General features: G+C 59.8%; 15 protein-coding genes. 9 read left to right on the forward strand and 6 right to left on the reverse strand.

The window, feature by feature from the left end:
- Positions 1-11: 11 nt before the first annotated feature.
- Positions 12-824 carry an HDOD domain-containing protein gene (locus ACZZ0A_RS23830; RefSeq protein ID WP_162131202.1) on the reverse strand — a complete coding sequence of 271 codons (813 nt, stop codon included), beginning with the start codon at positions 822-824 and terminating at the stop codon, positions 12-14.
- Between the two features lie 228 nt (positions 825-1,052).
- On the opposite strand from ACZZ0A_RS23830, the gene ACZZ0A_RS23835 reads away from it, so the two are divergent.
- From ACZZ0A_RS23835 to ilvD, 6 genes are all read left to right on the forward strand, one after another.
- Positions 1,053-1,592, forward strand: a complete 540-nt coding sequence (locus tag ACZZ0A_RS23835) for a type 1 glutamine amidotransferase domain-containing protein (protein ID WP_007913579.1) — start codon at positions 1,053-1,055, stop codon at positions 1,590-1,592.
- Between the two features lie 188 nt (positions 1,593-1,780).
- Entirely contained in the window at positions 1,781-2,977 is a 1,197-nt protein-coding gene (locus tag ACZZ0A_RS23840; protein ID WP_007913577.1) for a class I SAM-dependent rRNA methyltransferase, read from the forward strand.
- A 439-nt stretch (positions 2,978-3,416) separates the two neighbouring features.
- Complete coding sequence (locus ACZZ0A_RS23845) at positions 3,417-4,490, forward strand: SagB family peptide dehydrogenase (RefSeq protein ID WP_007913575.1); 1,074 nt, start codon at positions 3,417-3,419, stop codon at positions 4,488-4,490.
- Positions 4,487-5,464 carry a diiron oxygenase gene (locus ACZZ0A_RS23850; protein ID WP_007913571.1) on the forward strand — a complete coding sequence of 326 codons (978 nt, stop codon included), beginning with the start codon at positions 4,487-4,489 and terminating at the stop codon, positions 5,462-5,464. The genes ACZZ0A_RS23845 and ACZZ0A_RS23850 overlap by 4 nt, the downstream gene beginning before the upstream one ends.
- Positions 5,457-6,689 carry an MFS transporter gene (locus tag ACZZ0A_RS23855; RefSeq protein WP_463543811.1) on the forward strand — a complete coding sequence of 411 codons (1,233 nt, stop codon included), beginning with the start codon at positions 5,457-5,459 and terminating at the stop codon, positions 6,687-6,689. The genes ACZZ0A_RS23850 and ACZZ0A_RS23855 overlap by 8 nt, the downstream gene beginning before the upstream one ends.
- 268 nt (positions 6,690-6,957) lie before the next feature.
- On the forward strand, positions 6,958-8,799 hold the full coding sequence (ilvD, locus tag ACZZ0A_RS23860) for a dihydroxy-acid dehydratase (protein WP_007913567.1): 1,842 nt from the start codon (positions 6,958-6,960) through the stop codon (positions 8,797-8,799).
- A 213-nt stretch (positions 8,800-9,012) separates the two neighbouring features.
- Here ilvD and ACZZ0A_RS23865 read toward each other — a convergent pair whose 3' ends face one another.
- Positions 9,013-10,074, reverse strand: coding sequence for an HAD family hydrolase (locus ACZZ0A_RS23865; protein WP_007913565.1), 1,062 nt, complete (start codon positions 10,072-10,074; stop codon positions 9,013-9,015).
- A 241-nt stretch (positions 10,075-10,315) separates the two neighbouring features.
- Here ACZZ0A_RS23865 and ACZZ0A_RS23870 point away from each other — a divergent pair, with 241 nt between their 5' ends.
- A complete protein-coding gene (locus ACZZ0A_RS23870; RefSeq protein WP_007913564.1) occupies positions 10,316-11,707 on the forward strand; it encodes an L-cystine transporter in 1,392 nt (463 codons plus the stop codon).
- Between the two features lie 88 nt (positions 11,708-11,795).
- Here ACZZ0A_RS23870 and ACZZ0A_RS23875 read toward each other — a convergent pair whose 3' ends face one another.
- Positions 11,796-12,308, reverse strand: coding sequence for a dihydrofolate reductase (locus ACZZ0A_RS23875; protein ID WP_007913563.1), 513 nt, complete (start codon positions 12,306-12,308; stop codon positions 11,796-11,798).
- 85 nt (positions 12,309-12,393) lie between these two features.
- Here ACZZ0A_RS23875 and ACZZ0A_RS23880 point away from each other — a divergent pair, with 85 nt between their 5' ends.
- Both ACZZ0A_RS23880 and ACZZ0A_RS23885 read left to right on the forward strand, forming a co-directional pair.
- Positions 12,394-13,767 carry a DUF2868 domain-containing protein gene (locus ACZZ0A_RS23880; protein WP_414893048.1) on the forward strand — a complete coding sequence of 458 codons (1,374 nt, stop codon included), beginning with the start codon at positions 12,394-12,396 and terminating at the stop codon, positions 13,765-13,767.
- On the forward strand, positions 13,760-15,145 hold the full coding sequence (locus ACZZ0A_RS23885) for a GTPase/DUF3482 domain-containing protein (protein ID WP_463543812.1): 1,386 nt from the start codon (positions 13,760-13,762) through the stop codon (positions 15,143-15,145). The genes ACZZ0A_RS23880 and ACZZ0A_RS23885 overlap by 8 nt, the downstream gene beginning before the upstream one ends.
- A 173-nt stretch (positions 15,146-15,318) precedes the next feature.
- On the opposite strand, the gene ACZZ0A_RS23890 is transcribed toward ACZZ0A_RS23885, so the two are convergent.
- The 3 genes from ACZZ0A_RS23890 to ACZZ0A_RS23900 form a co-directional block, all read right to left on the reverse strand.
- The gene (locus tag ACZZ0A_RS23890) at positions 15,319-15,879 is read right to left on the reverse strand and encodes a phosphonate degradation HD-domain oxygenase (protein ID WP_463543813.1); all 561 of its coding nucleotides are present in this window, start codon (positions 15,877-15,879) and stop codon (positions 15,319-15,321) included.
- A complete protein-coding gene (locus ACZZ0A_RS23895; protein ID WP_463543814.1) occupies positions 15,876-17,012 on the reverse strand; it encodes a TIGR03364 family FAD-dependent oxidoreductase in 1,137 nt (378 codons plus the stop codon). Before ACZZ0A_RS23895 ends, ACZZ0A_RS23890 begins: the two co-directional genes overlap by 4 nt.
- A gap of 142 nt (positions 17,013-17,154) precedes the next feature.
- On the reverse strand, positions 17,155-18,180 hold the full coding sequence (locus ACZZ0A_RS23900; protein WP_463543815.1) for a putative 2-aminoethylphosphonate ABC transporter substrate-binding protein: 1,026 nt from the start codon (positions 18,178-18,180) through the stop codon (positions 17,155-17,157).
- Positions 18,181-18,198: the final 18 nt, after the last annotated feature.

Genomic DNA, 18,198 nt, shown 5'->3' on the forward strand with positions numbered 1-18,198 from the left:
GCGTCCTCGAATCAATGCGCGCCGAGGTCGCGGATCGTCTGTTTGAGGGTTTCGAAGTCGTAATCCGACAGCCCTACGTAATCGAGTACCAACGGCCCGACGGCGTTCCATTCGAAATCTTCGGTCTGGTTGCCCAGCACGCGATACGACGCGCAGATATGCTCGGCCATTTTCAGGATCGCCAGCAGGTTTTTCAGCTGACTGTTGCGTGACGTCTCATCGCTGAAAATCGCCAGGGCGTTGTGGTGATTGGCGATGGCCGCGCTGACATGCTCCGGCAGACGCCAGGACTTGGCCGTGTAGTAACCAACCACTGCATGGTTGGTATTGAACTCGCTGTTTTCAGTGTCCACTACGCGACATTCGGCGCTGGCGTTGGCGTAAGCCTTTTCCAGAACCGTCATGTAATTGGGGAAGCGCTGCAACATCAAAGGTACGCCGCAATCGTGGAACAGGCCCAAGGCGTAAGCCTCATCGCCCGCCTGAGTGCCAATACGCTTGGCCAGCGTCAGGCACGTCATCGCCACATCCTGGGCAGTGTCCCAGAAACGGTTGAGCGTAACGATGGTGTCGTCATTCATCTCGCCCTTGATCGACTGCGCGTTGATCAGGTTGATGATCGAACGGCTGCCCAGCAGGTTCACCGCACGCTGGATCGAAGTGATCTTGTTGCTCAGGCCGTAATACGGCGAGTTGACGATTTTCAGCAGCGAACCGGACAGGCCGGGATCCTGGGAGATCAGCTTGGCGATCACCTCCAGATCCGGGTCGGGCATGTACTGCTCCATTTGCAGATCCACCATGATCTGCGGTTGCGCCGGCACACTGATGCCTTGCAGCGATTGTTGAATCTGTTCGGTGGTCAGCTCTTGGGACATAAGTACACACTCTGGGACAGGCGGCGATTCTAACCTCTAAAAACCGCACGACGACACACCAGTGGGCAATTGTCAGGAACTTTCATTCAGGCCACGGCTTCGGAATCTGTAATGCCCAACGGATCACTCCGGTCCATTACGGCGGCAAACTCCCACAGACTCAGGAGCTTATCGATGGCCACCTCCCTCAACGGCAAACGCGTCGCCATTTTGGTAACAGACGGTTTCGAACAGGTCGAACTGACCGGTCCCAAGCAGGCACTGGAGCAAGCCGGCGCGCAAGTCGACATCCTTTCCGCCGAGGCCGGCAAGGTCAAAGGCTGGAACCACGACAAACCGGCGGACGACTTCAAGGTCGACCAGACATTCCAGAGCGCCAGCAGCGAGCAGTACGACGCAATCGTCCTGCCGGGCGGCGTGCAGAACTCCGACACCATCCGCATCGATCAGGATGCCCAGCATCTGGTCAAGACCGGCGCCTCGGCCGGCAAACCGATTGCGGTGATCTGCCATGGTGGCTGGCTGCTGATCTCGGCGGGGCTGGTCAACGGCAAGACCATGACCAGTTACAAGACGCTCAAGGATGACCTGGTGAATGCCGGGGCCAATTGGGTCGATAAAGAAGTGGTCAAGGATGGTCACCTGATCAGCAGCCGTCAGCCTGATGATATTCCGGCGTTCAACAAAGAGCTGATCGACGCACTGTCTGCGTAGAAGTCAAAACCGCCTTCGCGAGCAAGTCGAATCGTCGCACCGTCGCTCCCACACTGGTCTTGTGTCCGCCACAAATCCCCTGTGGGAGCGAGCCTGCTCGCGAAAAGGCCATTAGCGTTTCATCGCACTCCAAACCCGGCACAAGTCGCAACACGCTATACTCCCGCTCTTTTTTCCGGAGCGACGTCATGTCCCTGCCTAGCTTGCGCCTCAAAGCCAACGCCGACCGTCGCCTGCGCGCCGGCCACCTGTGGGTCTACAGCAACGAAATCGATGTTGCCGCCACCCCTCTGCACGGCTTCAATGCCGGCGACCAGGCCATCCTCGAAGCCGCTGGCGGCAAGCCGCTGGGCATCGTGGCGATGAGCCCGAACAACCTGATCTGCGCCCGCCTGCTGTCGCGCGACACCAAAGTTGCGCTGGACAAATCGCTGCTGGTGCACCGTCTGAACGTGGCCTTGTCGCTGCGCGAGCGCCTGTTCGACAAACCGTTCTACCGCCTGGTCTACGGTGATTCCGACCTGTTGCCAGGCCTGGTCGTTGACCGTTTCGGCGACATTCTTGTGGTGCAGATCGCCTCGGCGACCATGGAAGCGCATAAAGATGACGTGATCGCGGCCCTGACCCAAGTGCTCAAGCCAAGCGGTATCCTGTTCAAGAACGACTCAGCTGCCCGTGATGCTGAAGGCCTCAACCGCTACGTCGAAACCGTGTTCGGCCTGGTGCCGGAGTGGGTGGCGCTGGAAGAGAACGGCGTGAAGTTCGAAGCCCCGGTGATTCAGGGTCAGAAAACCGGCTGGTTCTACGACCACCGCATGAACCGCGCCCGCCTGGCCCCTTACGCCAAAGGCAAACGCGTCCTCGACCTCTATAGCTACATCGGTGGCTGGGGCGTGCAGGCTGCGGCGTTCGGCGCCAGCGAAGTGTTCTGCGTCGATGCCTCGGCTTTCGCCCTCGACGGTGTTGAGCGCAACGCTGCGCTGAACGGCTTCGCCGACAAGATGACCTGCATCGAAGGCGACGTCTTCGAAGCCCTGAAAGAACTGAAAGCCAGCGAAGAACGTTTTGACGTGATCGTGGCCGACCCGCCAGCGTTCATCAAACGCAAGAAAGACATGAAAAACGGCGAAGGCGCCTACCGTCGCCTGAACGAGCAAGCCATGCGCCTGCTCAACAAGGACGGCATCCTGGTCAGCGCATCGTGCTCGATGCACCTGCCGGAAGATGACCTGCAGAACATCCTGCTGACCAGCGCGCGTCACCTGGATCGCAACATCCAGTTGCTCGAGCGTGGCGGCCAGGGTCCGGATCACCCGGTGCACCCTGCCATCGCCGAAACGCGCTACATCAAGAGCATCACCTGCCGATTGCTGCCCAACAGCTGATCCATGCGGACATCGGGGAGCCAGCAGGCTCCCCGTTTTTATCTCAGGCATCACCCTTCCATTCGCTATCTCCCTCGAGTTCCTACAATTATATTCCCGCAGACATGCAGGACATTTCCTTACATCTTTTTATTACCGAAACTTCCCCTACAAGTTTATTTCCGGCTAAAGACTGCTCCGACAAAATTACTGGAAATTTCCTACTTAATATCCTCTTGCCAATAATCCATTACAAACTATTATGAAGTCGTCACCACGAGGTGACTTCAACTATCAACGAACAAGGAGTTCACATCATGAAACGTATTTGTCTGGAAAGTAAAAAAATCGCAAACCTGGCTTTTCTGGTTGCCCCTAAAGCCCGTTAAGTGAGTCTGGACGCTGGGAAGTGCCGGCAACCCGGCGTCCTTTTGACTTTCTCCAGAGTGAATCGACAGACATGCATATCAACCCTTACTTATTTATCTTGCCGCGCTCACCCGGGCAAATCGTGTGGAACTATAAAAACCACACACAGCACGAACTTGATCTTAATTATGCCAATCGACTCGCACAACTAATCCACAACCCGGAACTTTTCGACACCCACAACTTAATAGACACACAACTATTAAGCGCAGGCATTCTAACTATTTCCCCAATAGACAGTCCGCAATGGGGTTGGGATGAGCTGTCGAAGATTTATCACATCGGCACGCAAAATATTCCCTGCGAACATACCCCACAGAATATTCACGAGTGGTCCAGACAATATCTGGCGCACTGCAACGAAGTACTGGCTAACCCACAGCCCGCGACAAACCGCCCAATGCCGGCACCCGAGCAGCGTATCGCCCTGCCTGCGCCGAGCGCGTTGAATGACGACCGTCTGGGAAATGTTCTGCTCCAGCGCAAAACCTGCCGCTCCTATACAGGTGCAGCGATAACGCTGAAGGACGTCGGCACCCTGCTCTATCTTGCCCTCGGCTATCTCCAGGAACGTGACAATGACCGCGACGACAGCATCGCCCAAGGGCTCGGCGCACGCCGGAGCAGTCCTTCCGCTGGCGGTCTGAACGCTTGCGAAGGCTTTCTGCTGGTGCAGAACGTCGATGGCCTGGAACCCGGCATCTACGCCTATCATCCGGCCGACCACACCCTGAGCCGGGTTAATCCATTGCCTGAGCCCGCGCTGGGCCAATTGCTCGGCGGTCAGCATTTCATCAACAACCTGCCGTTGGGTTTGTTTATCACCGCCCGTTTCGACCGGCTCTGGTGGAAGTACGAACACTCGCGGGCCTATCGGATGGCCTTCGTTGAAGCGGGCCACTTGTCGCAGACCTTTCAACTGGTCGCCACGGCATTGGGCCTCAACACTTGGTTGACCGGCGCGTTTGCCGACCAGCAGGTCGAAGCACTGCTCAAGCTTGAGGGCAGTGCTGAACAACCGCTGTTCTTCGTTGGTTGCGGACAAAGCGACGGGCAAGTGATGTGTCACGAAATGCGCGAGTTGTTGCGTGAGGTGCAGGCATGACCCTGTCGAATGCCGACCCGGATCAAGCGCCGGTGTCCTGGGCACTCAAATTCACCTTGGGAGACTGGGACAGCCGTGCCTCGGTACGCAGCAGTACCCATGACTACCAATTGCCCGACGATGTGCCGCTGCAACTGCAAACCCGCCATTGGTTTCCACCGGCGTTTCTACCTTATCTGGCACATCCGGCTATCCAGATGGCGGGGCGGGACGTGTTGCACCGACTGTCAGCCAACCACTTGGTGCACTTTCTCGATTACACCACCCTGCTCGAACACCGCATCGTCAACCGTGCCGTGGAAGTCATCGTGCACCGCGAACTGCCCATTCACGTGCCTGCGGTAATGAAAAACGCCGCGTTGCAGCTTTACACCGACGAGGGTTATCACGCGCTGTTTTCCAATCGTCTCGCGGAGCAGATCGCCAATTTCTATGGAATCACCGAACGGCCGGCGATTCCGAAGCGCATCACCCGCCTGAACTCGCTGATTGCTCGCACGCCGGAAAAGAACCGGGCGCTGGCATGGTTTCTGCTCGGTTTCGTCTCGGAAACCATCATTGCCCGTGAGCTGCTGGACGTATGCCGCGACAGCCTGGTGTCCAGCGTCAACGACATGCTGCGTGACCATCTGGCGGACGAAGCCCGCCACAGTCGATATTTCGCCGAAGCGTTCCATTACTTCTGGCTGTCGATGAACAGCCGCCAGCGCACGTTCGTGAGCAGGACACTGCTGGAAATCATCGGGATTTTTTTCGAGGCCGACGAACGCTGGTTGCAACAGAGTTTGCGAGGAGCCGGCATCGCTGACAGTGACGTGATGGAAATTGTCGGCGGCATGGCAACGGTGCAAGCCAACCGGGCACGTGCACGATCAGGCGCCATCGCCACGCTGGACGCACTACGAAAGGCCGGTTTTTTCGCGCTTCCCCATAACCAGAAGCTTTTCGCCAAGGCAGGACTGATCGATGGATAAAGGACAATCCGTGGCAACCACAAGACAGCGTCGCGCCGCTGTCAGTCTGTTGCTGGCCATGGTGCTGCTGGGTGTATTTCCACTGGATGTGCTGCTGCCTTCCTTTCCGGCACTGGCGACGCATTTTCACCGTTCGCCGGCAGACATCGCACTGTCCATCAGTCTGTTCGCCGTGGGGATCGCGTTTGCTCAGGTCCTGATCGGCCCCCTCTCGGACGTGATCGGACGCAAGGGCTTGTTACTCGCCGGCATGAGCGTATCGATGCTGGGTGCGCTCGGTTGCGTGATGACCTCCGATTACACGCTATTTCTCATATTCCGGGTGATGCAGGCCCTGGGATGTGGCTGTTTCGTACTGTCCCAGGCGCTGGTGCAGGATCTGTTCGAAGGTGAGGAACGCGACCGTTTGCGTATCCTGATGGTCACGGCTACCGGCATCTTCATCTCGGTGTCGCCGCTGGCCGGCACCTTTCTTCAGGCCTCACTCGGTTGGCGCGGCAGCTTCTGGGTGTTTACCGCGCTGGCCGCCACGGTGCTGATCAAGGCCTGGCTGTTTTTACCAAACAGCCGTCCGGCCTACAGCGGCACACGGCTCGGTTTCATTCAGTCCTACCGCCGCTTGCTGGGGGATTTCGAGTTTGTCGGCTACTGGCTGATTTCAGCGTTCGCTTTCGCCTGTCACTTCTCGTTCATCGTGATTTCGCCGCTGATTTTCATGGATCAATTGCAGCTCGCACCCTACGACTTTTCACTGATTCTGCTGGTTTACGGCGCGGCCTATGTCGTCGGTGGCATCCTCGCCACCGTACTCAATCGACGGATCACTCCTGCTCAGCAAGTCTTCACCGGGCTAAGTCTGATACTGCTGTCGGGGCTGGCAATGCTGTACCTGGCAGCCAATCACGCGCTGGCGCCAGCCACTGTGTTGATCCCGATGTTGATCTGCACGGCGGGTACCACCATTGCCCGCCCCGCCGCCACCTCTCGGGCCATGGGCCTGTTTCCCGAGAACGCCGGAACGTCGGCCTCGGCGGGCAGTACGATCATCTTTATTTGTGGCGGGCTTATCAGTGCGTTGATCAGCCTCAGCCCAGCCAATCTGCAATCCACGCTCGGCTACAGCTTTGTGTTGCTAAGCGCGACAGCGCTGGTGCTCAACAACAGGCTCAGCCATCGCGCCAGAAACCTTGAAGCCAATACCGTGGCGCAGACCGGCGGTGATTAAACCCGCCGGTCGTCATCCCATACACCCCGTCGGCACTGGAACAACACTTTGCGCCATTCCCTCCAGACGCCAGCGGTGTAGAATCGGCTGATTCATCGCCATTCATCCCCCGGCGGGTTTATGAGCTCAGGCTGAGACCAGCGGCGATCCCGCAACGTCATCGGCAACTTCACGAACACACGGCCATTTCTGAGTGTTCCAGACGTCAATAGAAGCTCACTCCCCTTTTGCACCTGATTAGTAAGTGATTAGCCGCCCGGAGTGCTCCATGCCAGATTACCGCTCGAAAACATCCACCCACGGCCGCAACATGGCCGGTGCCCGCGCACTGTGGCGCGCCACGGGGATGAAAGATGACGACTTCAAAAAGCCGATCATCGCGATTGCCAACTCGTTCACCCAGTTCGTACCGGGCCACGTACACCTGAAGGATCTGGGTCAACTGGTCGCCCGCGAAATCGAACGCGCCGGCGGTGTAGCGAAAGAATTCAACACCATCGCCGTGGATGACGGCATCGCCATGGGCCACGACGGCATGCTGTATTCGCTGCCGAGCCGCGAGATCATCGCCGACTCCGTCGAGTACATGGTCAACGCCCACTGCGCCGACGCCATCGTGTGCATTTCCAACTGCGACAAGATCACCCCGGGCATGTTGATGGCCGCGTTGCGCCTGAACATTCCGGTGATCTTCGTTTCCGGCGGCCCGATGGAAGCCGGCAAGACCAAACTCGCTTCCCACGGCCTCGACCTCGTCGACGCCATGGTGATCGCCGCCGACGAAAGCGCTTCTGACGAGAAAGTCGCTGAGTACGAGCGCAGCGCCTGCCCGACCTGCGGTTCGTGCTCCGGCATGTTCACCGCCAACTCGATGAACTGCCTGACCGAAGCCCTCGGCCTCGCACTGCCAGGCAACGGTTCGACCCTCGCTACCCACAGCGACCGCGAACAGCTGTTCCTGCAGGCCGGCCGCACCATCGTCGAGCTGTGCAAGCGTTACTACGGCGAAAACGACGAATCGGTGCTGCCGCGCAACATCGCCAACTTCAAGGCGTTCGAGAACGCGATGATGCTCGACATCGCCATGGGCGGCTCGACCAACACCATCCTGCACTTGCTCGCCGCCGCCCAGGAAGCCGAAATCGATTTCGACCTGCGCGACATCGACCGTCTTTCGCGCAGCGTTCCGCAGCTGTGCAAAGTCGCGCCGAACATCCAGAAGTACCACATGGAAGACGTGCACCGCGCCGGCGGCATCTTCAGCATCCTCGGTTCGCTGGCCCGTGGCGGCCTGCTGCACACCGACCTGCCGACCGTGCACAGCCGCAGCATGGAAGAAGCCATCGCCAAGTGGGACATCACCCAGACCACCGATGAAGCGGTGCATCACTTCTTCAAGGCCGGCCCTGCCGGTATCCCGACGCAGACGGCGTTCAGCCAGTCGACCCGTTGGGAAACCCTGGATGACGACCGTGAAAACGGCTGCATCCGCAGCTTCGAACACGCCTATTCGCAAGAAGGTGGTTTGGCCGTGTTGTACGGCAACATCGCCCTCGACGGCTGCGTGGTGAAAACCGCCGGTGTCGACGAATCGATCCACGTCTTCGAAGGCAACGCGAAGATCTTCGAAAGCCAGGACAGCGCCGTACGCGGCATCCTCGCTGACGAAGTGAAGGCTGGCGACATCGTCATCATTCGCTACGAAGGTCCGAAAGGCGGCCCGGGCATGCAGGAAATGCTTTACCCGACGTCGTACCTGAAATCCAAAGGCCTGGGCAAAGCCTGCGCGCTGCTCACCGACGGACGTTTCTCCGGCGGTACTTCCGGTCTGTCCATCGGCCACGCTTCGCCAGAAGCTGCCGCCGGCGGCGCGATCGGTCTGGTGCAGGACGGCGACAAAGTGCTGATCGACATTCCGAACCGCTCGATCAACCTGTTGGTCAGCGACGAAGAACTGGCCGCACGCCGTGCCGAGCAGGACAAGAAAGGCTGGAAACCTGTAGAAGTGCGTCCACGCAAAGTGACCACCGCCCTCAAGGCCTACGCCCTGCTGGCGACCAGCGCCGACAAAGGTGCTGTGCGTAACAAAGCGATGCTCGACGGGCTGTAAGCGTCAAATCGCCGAGACAAAATGCCCCGCCAATGTGCGGGGCATTTTTTTGCCTTTGATCGTTCCCACGCTCTGCGTGGGAATGTCTCAAGGGACGCTCCGCGTCCAGTGACGCGGAGCGTCACGGGCAGCATTCCCACGCAGAGCGTGGGAACGATCAACTGACACTACGCTTTCGCGAGCAGGCTCGCTCCCACACTGGCCCTGTGTCTGTTACTGAATTTCTTCTGGCTTGACGATCACCCAGTTCTTGTCCGCCGTTACCGGCAACCCTTCTTTCGCCTGCGCCGCCGCATGCTTGGCCATCATGCCGTTGATCTGCGCCATGTACTTGTCCTTGCGGTTAATCCACAAGTGAATCCCGCCCTTGGCCACGTCGACATCGTGGAACAGCATGTAACCGTCGCTGGTCGGGGTATCGCCACCCACCAGTACTGGTTTTTTCCACTCATCGATGTAAGTGAGGATCGCCGCGTGCTTGCCGGCCATCCACGTCGCCGGGGTCCAGAGATACGGCGTCAGTTCCAGGCCGAGGTTGGCCTTCTCGTCATATTTACCGGCGGTGATCTGCTTGCGCGCGGTGGTCAATTCGCCTGTCTTCGGATCCTTGAGCAACATCGAAACGCCAATGACGTTCTGCGGTTTGACGTTGTAGCCATACTTCGGATCCGCTGCGACCATACGCACCAGTTCTTCAGACGCGGCGGTCATCACGTAGACCTCGATGCCGTTTTCCATCAACTTGTTGTACAGCTCTTGCTGGCCGGTGAAGATCTTCGGTGGGTTGACGTCGAGTTTCTTGACCACATCGCCTTCGTAATAGGTTGCCGGCACCGGCTTGCCCGAGGCCATCAGTTCATCGACGTAACCTTTGAGTTCCTTGAGGGTGAAGCCGGAGAACACCTGCGCCACCCACGGGTAGCAGACCATGTCGTCGACTTCGCAGAGGCGATAGTAGTAACTGAACAGGCTCTCCTTGTGCTCGGCGGTGTCCTTGAACGGCATCAGTTTCAGCGAAGGGTCAAGTTTGTCGCGGGTGATCAGGCCCTTGTTTTCCATGAACGGCAACAAGGACTCTTCGAGGTCGTAGCGGTAACTGGTGTTGTCCATGTCGAACACCGCGTAGTTACCCTTGTTGGCGTTGGCGGCGATCATCGCGTCCAGCGCCTTGGCCTGATCGGCCGGCCAGTGTTTCAGGTCCGTAGCGAACGCCTGAGTGGCCAGACCCATGCCCACTGTCAGCGCGACAGCCAGAAATTTCGGTGCGAACTTCATAAGCCTCTTCTCCCTGATTCAAAGAGATCGACGCTAACAAATAAGTGTGACAGTCCTCGTCTGTCAGCGACCGCCCGCGTCCCTATTGCGCCAGATGCATTGCCGAGAGCGACACAGGCTTATTCCAAAAACGACGGACAACCTTCGATTTTGATATTAATTCATTGCAAATCAAGCTGTTAGGCTTGCCGGTTCGCAGCAGCCCCGGAAGGCTGTTGGCACAGTCTTTCCTGGAGATCTCATGAATCTACCGTTGATTCTCAACCTGCTGGTGTTCCTCGCCCTGCTCTTCGGTCTGGCACAGACCCGCCACACCACCTGGAGTCTGGCGAAAAAAGTCCTGCTGGCGCTGGTGCTCGGCGTTGCGTTCGGCGTCGCGCTGCACACCGTTTATGGTGCCGGCAACCCGGTGCTGAAAGCCTCGATTGGCTGGTTCGATCTGGTCGGCAACGGCTACGTGCAGTTGCTGCAAATGATCGTTATCCCGCTGGTGTTCGCCTCGATCCTCAGCGCCGTGGCGCGTCTGCACAATGCTTCGTCGTTGGGCAAAATCAGCTTCCTGACCATCGGCACCCTGCTGTTCACCACCGCGATTGCGGCGCTGATCGGCATCGGCCTGACCAACCTGTTCGGCCTCACCGCTGAAGGTCTGGTCGCCGGCACCCAGGAAATGGCCCGTCTGCAAACCATTCAGTCCGACTATGCCGGCAAGGTTGCCGACCTGAATGTGCCGCAACTGCTGCTGTCGTTCATCCCGCAGAACCCGTTCGCCGATCTGGCGCGGGCCAAGCCGACCTCGATCATCAGCGTGGTGATTTTCGCCGCATTCCTCGGGGTTGCCGCGCTGCAACTGCTCAAGGATGACGTCGAAAAAGGTCAGAAAGTAATCAACGCCATCGACACCCTGCAAGCCTGGGTAATGCGTCTGGTGCGTCTGGTGATGAAGCTGACGCCGTACGGCGTGCTGGCGCTGATGACCAAAGTGGTCGCCGGTTCCAACCTGCAAGACATCATCAAACTCGGCAGTTTCGTCGTGGTGTCGTACCTCGGTCTGGGCCTGATGTTCGTCGTGCACGGTTTGCTGGTATCGGCGGCCGGGATCAACCCGCTGCGCTTCTTCCGCAAAATCTGGCCAGTGCTGACGTTCGCGTTCACCAGCCGTTCCAGCGCCGCCAGCATTCCGCTGAGCATTGAAGCGCAGACCCGTCGTCTGGGGATTCCGCAGTCGGTGGCGAGTTTTGCTGCGTCGTTCGGTGCGACCATTGGCCAGAACGGTTGCGCCGGTCTGTACCCGGCGATGTTGGCGGTGATGGTTGCGCCAACCGTAGGCATCAATCCGCTCGATCCACTGTGGATCGCGACGCTGGTGGCGATTGTGACCTTGAGTTCGGCGGGCGTGGCGGGTGTTGGTGGCGGCGCGACCTTCGCGGCGCTGATCGTGCTGCCGGCGATGGGTTTGCCGGTGTCACTGGTGGCGTTGCTGATTTCGGTTGAGCCGCTGATCGATATGGGGCGCACGGCGTTGAACGTGAGTGGTTCGATCACCGCTGGTGCGATTACCAGTCAGGTGATGCAGCAGACCGATAAAGCGTTGCTGGATGCTGATGAGCATGCGGAGTTGGCTCAAGCGTGATGTAAAGCAAGATCAAAAGATCGCAGCCTTCGGCAGCTCCTACAGGGAACGCGGATACCGTGTAGGAGCTGCCGCAGGCTGCGATCTTTTAAGCTTTTTCCCAGACTTCGAAGTTGTACGCGGGCTTATCTTCAATCGCCGGGTTTTCAACGTTCGACACCAGCTTCCACTGGTGCAAATCAAACTCCGGAAACCACGCATCCCCTTCCGGGCTCAACGCCACGCGAGTCAGATACAGACGATCCGCCTGCGCCAGCCCTTGCGCGTACAACTGCGCGCCACCAATCAGCATCAGCTCATCGACGCCCTGCTCCTTCGCCCATTCCTCGGCGCGAACCACGGCTGCTTCCAGCGACGGATAGACTTCGGCACCTTCCAGCACCAGACCGGTCTGACGGCTGACCACAATGTTCAAGCGCCCCGGCAACGGCCGACCGAGCGAATCCCAGGTCTTGCGACCCATGATGATCGGCTTGCCCAAGGTCGTGGCCTTGAAGTATTTGAAGTCCCCCGGCAGGTGCCAGGGCATGCTGTTGTCGACGCCGATCACGCGGTTTTCACCGAGGGCTGCGATCAGGCTGAGGGGGAGTGATTTAGTCATGCCGGCGAGGATACCAGAGCCGCGCTTACCCCGATAAGCGCCACAGCGGTTATGCTCTTCAATCAATTAAGCGACGGAAAGCCGCGTGACTGAACTGACTCCACTGCAAAACCTCTGGCTCACCGAGACCGTGCGCCTGCGCGAAGAACACGCAGGCCCATTGGATGATCTGGAAGCCAACCGACTGGCGCGCACGGCCGGCGGCGATCTGCCGAGCCGCATTCAACGCCGGGCGTTATGGCTGGCCGAACGTGACGGGCTGACTTCGGCCCTCAAACACTGGCTGCAAGGTGCGCGCCTGGCACTGCTGCTATTGATGATTTTCGCTGTGCTTAGCGGCGCTGGTCTGGCCTTTGCTGCGTTGAGCCAAACGCCGGTCAATGTGTTCTGGGCCTTGGGCAGTCTGCTCGGGCTGAACCTGATTCTGCTACTGAGTTGGTTGCTGGGATTGATCTTTGCCGGCGAGCACGGCGCCACGCTCGGCCGATTGTGGTTATGGCTCAGCGAAAAAATGGCCCGCGACGCCAAAGCCGCGCAACTGGCGCCGGCACTGCTCTTGATGCTGCAACGCAAGAAGCTCAATCGCTGGGCGCTCGGTACGCTGGTCAACGGCTTGTGGCTGCTGGCGATGTTCAGCGCATTGATTCTGCTGCTGACGCTGATGGCGACCCGGCGCTACGGCTTCGTCTGGGAAACCACGATTCTCAGCGCCGACACCTTTATCCACGTCACCCACGCGCTCGGTTATCTGCCATCGCTGCTCGGCTTCAACGTGCCAACGGTGGAGATGATCCGCGCCAGCGGCGACGGCGCGCTCGATATTGAAAGCGCTCGACAGGCCTGGGCAACCTGGCTGGTCGGCGTGTTGGTGGTCTACGGCGTGCTGCCGCGTCTGCTGCTGACGCTGTTGTGTTTCTGGCGCTGGAACAGCGGTAAAACCGCGCTGCGTCTGGACTTGAACCTGCCCGGCTACGCGCAATTGCGTGAACGTCTGATGCCAACCAGCGAACGCCTCGGCGTCAATGATCCGGAGCCTGCGCAAATGCATCGCGTCGAAAGTGGCGTCGGCGAACTCGCCAGCGAAGGTGCGTTGCTGGTCGCCATCGAACTCGACGAACAACGCCCATGGCCGCCCGCGCTGCCGAAAAACGTCAGCAACGCCGGCATCCTCGACAGCCGCGAGTCACGGCACAAACTCCTCGAACAATTGAGCCGCTTTCCGCCAGCACGCCTGGCGATTGCCTGCGATCCACGGCGCTCGCCGGATCGTGGCAGCCTCGCGCTAATCGCCGAGCTGGCGCGCAGCGCTGGCGAAACCCGCGTGTGGCTGCTGCAAGCGCCGCCCGGCGAAGCGCTGGACGCCGAACGTCTCGGCGATTGGCACGTTGCACTGCAACAACTTGAGCTGCCGTTCGCCGATTGCGCGCCGTTGAACTGGCTGGAGACTGGCCATGACTGATGCCTGGAAAGCGCCGCTGAAGCTCGCAGTGGTCGGCCACACCAACGTCGGCAAGACCTCACTGTTACGCACGCTGACCCGCGATGTCGGCTTCGGCGAAGTCTCCCATCGCCCGAGCACCACGCGGCATGTCGAAGGCGCGCGGTTGTCGGTGGACGGCGAGCCGCTGCTCGACCTCTACGACACGCCCGGCCTGGAAGACGCCATCGCCCTGCTGGATTTTCTCGAACGCCTGGAACGTCCCGGCGAACGTCTCGATGGCCCGGCGCGATTGGCGCGGTTTCTCGATGGCAGCGAGGCGCGCCAGCGTTTCGAACAGGAAGCCAAAGTGCTGCGGCAATTGCTCGCCTCCGACGCCGGTTTGTATGTGATCGACGCCCGCGAGCCGGTGTTGGCCAAGTACCGCGATGAACTGGAAGTGCTCGCCAGTTGCGGCAAGCCGCTGCTGCCGGTGCTGAATTTCGTCAGCAGCGCCAATCATCGCGAGCCGGACTGGCGTGAGGCGTTGGCAAGGCTCGGACTGCACGCACTGGTACGTTTTGACAGCGTTGCGCCGCCCGAGGATGGCGAGCGCCGGTTGTACGAAAGCCTCGCGCTGCTGCTGGAGAATGCCCGGCCGCAACTGGAGCGATTGATTGCCGATCAGCAGGCTCAGCGCCTCGCCCGTCAGCAAAGTGCGGCGCGGTTGATTGCTGAATTGTTGATCGACTGCGCCGCGTGCCGGCGCAGTGTGGTCAGTGAAGCTGCGCAGGAACAGCAAGCCATCAGCGAGCTGCGCAAGGCTGTGCGCCAGCGCGAGCAGAAGTGTGTTGAGGCGTTGCTCAAGCTGTATGCGTTTCGTCCGCAGGACGCGGCGGCAAGTGATTTGCCGTTGCTCGATGGGCGTTGGGGCGATGACTTGTTCAACCCTGAGACCTTGAAGCAACTCGGCGTACGCGTGGGCGGCGGAATTGCTGCCGGGGCGGCGGCGGGGGCTGGCGTGGATCTGCTGGTTGGCGGGATTACTCTCGGTGCAGCGGCTTTGGCCGGCGCGATTGCCGGTGGCGCGCTGCAAACGGCGCGCAGTTATGGCAGTCGCTTGCTGGGCAAGATCAAGGGGCAGCGCGAACTGACGGTGGATGACGGTGTGTTGCGGCTGTTGGCGTTGCGCCAGCGGCAGTTGGTGTTGGCGCTGGATCAACGTGGGCATGCGGCGATGGATACGGTTCAGGTGGCGACTCCGCAGGATAAGACCTGGCGTGAGGGCAAGTTGCCCGAGGCGCTGAACAAGGCACGGGCGCATCCGCAGTGGTCGTCGTTGAATCCGCAGGCGAAGTTGAATCAGGCGGAAAGGCAGGAGCAGATTGAGGCGTTGGTTGCTCGGGTGCTTGAGCTTTAGATCGCTACCCCCTCACCCCAGCCCTCTCCCCAAAGGGGTAGAGGGGGAAAGGGAGCAGATCTCCAGGCTTTTCAAACCTGAGTTCGACTGGATATCTCAGGTCGATGTATCACCTGAGAACAACACCGTAGGCTCCCTCTCCCTCCGGGAGAGGGCTGGGGTGAGGGAGACAATCACTCAGCCAACAACAAAACCTCAGCCTTACGCTTGAGCACCGCCAGATCCATCACCGGCACCGCCCTCTCCTTGGCCAACTCATCCCACTGCCGCATCCGCAAACTCACCGCACACAACGGATCCCGCTCAAACACATCCGCCTCAGCCGCGGTCATCACTCCACCCTGATACTCCAGCGTCCGCCGACTCGCCTCACTCAAGCGCTCGAAATATCCCGGCTCACGCAACGTCAGATACCGCTTGGCCTGCACGTGATACTCCACCAGCCGCGCCATGCGCTCGCTGAAACCGGCCTCACGCAAATAATCCGCGCCCAGCCGTTCATGACTGACCACGCCATAACCGCCCATATTCTCCGCGCCCTCGGCACACAAATGGCCGATGTCATGAAAGAACGCCGCCAGCACCACTTCGTCATCGAAGCCTTCGGCGATCGCCAGTTCGGCGGTCTGGGACATGTGCTCGATCTGCGACACCGGTTCGCCGATGTAATCACTGGTGCCAAAGCGTTCATACAGCCCGAATACCCGCGCGACGACTTGCTCGTGAGCTGTCATTCAATTTCCTCCAGCAACTGCGCAACATTGCGCTCGGCCAGCGCCGGGCCGACGCTCATGCCGACACCGGTGTGCATCAGCGCCACACTCAATCCCGCTGCCGGGCGCAGCAACGAAAACGGCCCCGGCCCCCGGGAACCATAGACGCCCTGCCAGCGCTCGACCACTTGCACCTTGCAGCCCAGCGTCTGCTCGGCGAGTTCAAGCATCCAGTTATCCACTTGCTCGGCATTGAACGGTGAAGCGTCGCTGCCGTAATGGTGCGAGTCGCCGATGATCAGCTCGCCGTAAGGCGTCGGGCTGATCAGCAGGTGAATGCCGTTGTCGTGCAGGTGCGGTTGCTCACGGAGGATCTGCGCCTGCACCGCCGCTGCTTCCGGCAGATCGGCGAAGGCGCCGTAGTGCACGCAACTCAAACCGGTGAGCAAGGCGTGTTGCAGATTCAGCTCGGTCGCAGGTTTGGCGCGGAGCATTTGCAGGCGACAGATTTGCGGGTCGAGCGCAGCGATCGGCTCGGCCAGCAGGGTTTGATAATCGTGGCCGGAGCAGACGATGATCTGCTTCGCCGTGAAGCTGCCGGCGGTGCTGTGCAGGCGTCCCGGCTCCACGTCGCGTACCAGCGTGGAAAAGTGAAACTCGACGCCGAGGTCGCGACGCAGATAATCGATCAGCGCCGGGATCGCTTCCCGTGAGTACAGCTGTTGATCGTCGATGCCGTGCAACGCGGCGCGGTGGTGGCTGAACTGGCCGTTGTACAGATCGCGTAATGCGGCACCGCGCAGCAGGTCGACGTTGTAGCCGTGTTCAATGGCGCGACCGGTGCAGAAGGTGTCGAGCAGGTGTTCTTCGGCTTCGGTTCTGGCGAACAGGTAAGAACCGTTGCGCTTGATTTGCAAACCGGCGAGCTGCGCCCAATCACCCCAGATCTCGCGGCTGGCCTTGGCCAGTTCGAGCATGGTGCCCGGAGGCTGGCCGGTGACCAAGGCCTGGCCGAAGTTGCGCACCGAGGCGCCGAGGGGCGTGGCTGTGCGTTCAAAAACGGCGACTTTTAGGCCGCGTTTGGCGGCGGCATAGGCGTGCGATAGGCCGAGAATGCCAGCGCCTACGATGAGCAGGTCTTTGTGTTGTGTCATTTAGAGGTGCTCTGAAAGAGAGGCCGTCATCGCTGGCAAGCCAGCTCCCACAGGTATCGAGGTGTTCCCAAAATTCGTGTTCACCGCAAAACCCTGTGGGAGCTGGCTTGCCAGCGATGAGGCCCGGTCAGACTACGAAGATTTACTTGGCCGCAACTTTCTCGGACTTGCCGTCATAACGCTTGCGCCACTCGGTGAGGATTTCGTCACGATTTTTCGAAGCCCAGGCAAAGTCGTTCTTGATCAGACGCTGCTCGTAATCCGCCGGCAATTCGGTCTGCGGCTTGGCGATACCCGGTTGCGCGAGGACAGCGAAGTTCTCCTTGTACAGATCCATCGCCTCAGCACTCGCCGAGAAGTCAGCCAGTTTCTTAGCGGCCTCTTCATGCGGCGTGCCTTTGATCACGGCAGTCGCTTCGATCTCCCAGCCCAGACCTTCCTTCGGCAGAATGATGTCCAGCGGCGCGCCCTGACGCTTCAGCTGAACGGCCGGGTATTCAAAGGAAATCCCGATCGGGAACTCGCCCGCCGCCGCCAGTTTGCAAGGCTTGGAACCGGAGTGAACGTACTGGCCGATGTTCTGGTGCAGACCGTCCATATACTCCCAGCCCTGCTTCTCGCCGAAGGTTTGCAGCCAGGCACTGACGTCGAGGAAACCGGTGCCGGACGACGCCGGATTCGGCATGACGATCTTGCCCTTGTACTCAGGTTTGGTCAGGTCCTGCCAGCTCACTGGCTTGCTCAGGCCCTGCTTCTCGGCTTCGACGGTGTTGAAGCAAATGGTCGCGGCCCAGACATCCATGCCGACCCAGGCGGGCGGGTTGGCAGCGTCGCGGTAATTCGCGCCGATCTTGCCGAGGTCCTTCGGCGCGTAGCTTTGCAGCATGCCTTGCTGGTCGAGGATTGCCAGGCTCGAAGCGGCCAGGCCCCACACCGCGTCAGCCTGTGGACGGGCCTTTTCGGCGAGCAGTTTGGCGGTGATGATCCCGGTGGAATCACGCACCCATTTGATTTCGACGTCCGGGTTGGCCTTTTCGAAGGCTTCTTTGTAGGACTTCAGCTGCTCGGCTTCGAGGGCGGTGTACACCGTCAACTCGGTTTTTGCCGCGAAGGCATTCAGGCTGAAAGTAGCGAGCACAGCAGCGGCCAGGGCCATAGGCTTGAACATGATCGTTTTCCTGTAATG

This window comes from Pseudomonas sp. AC242 (genome assembly GCF_979258655.1).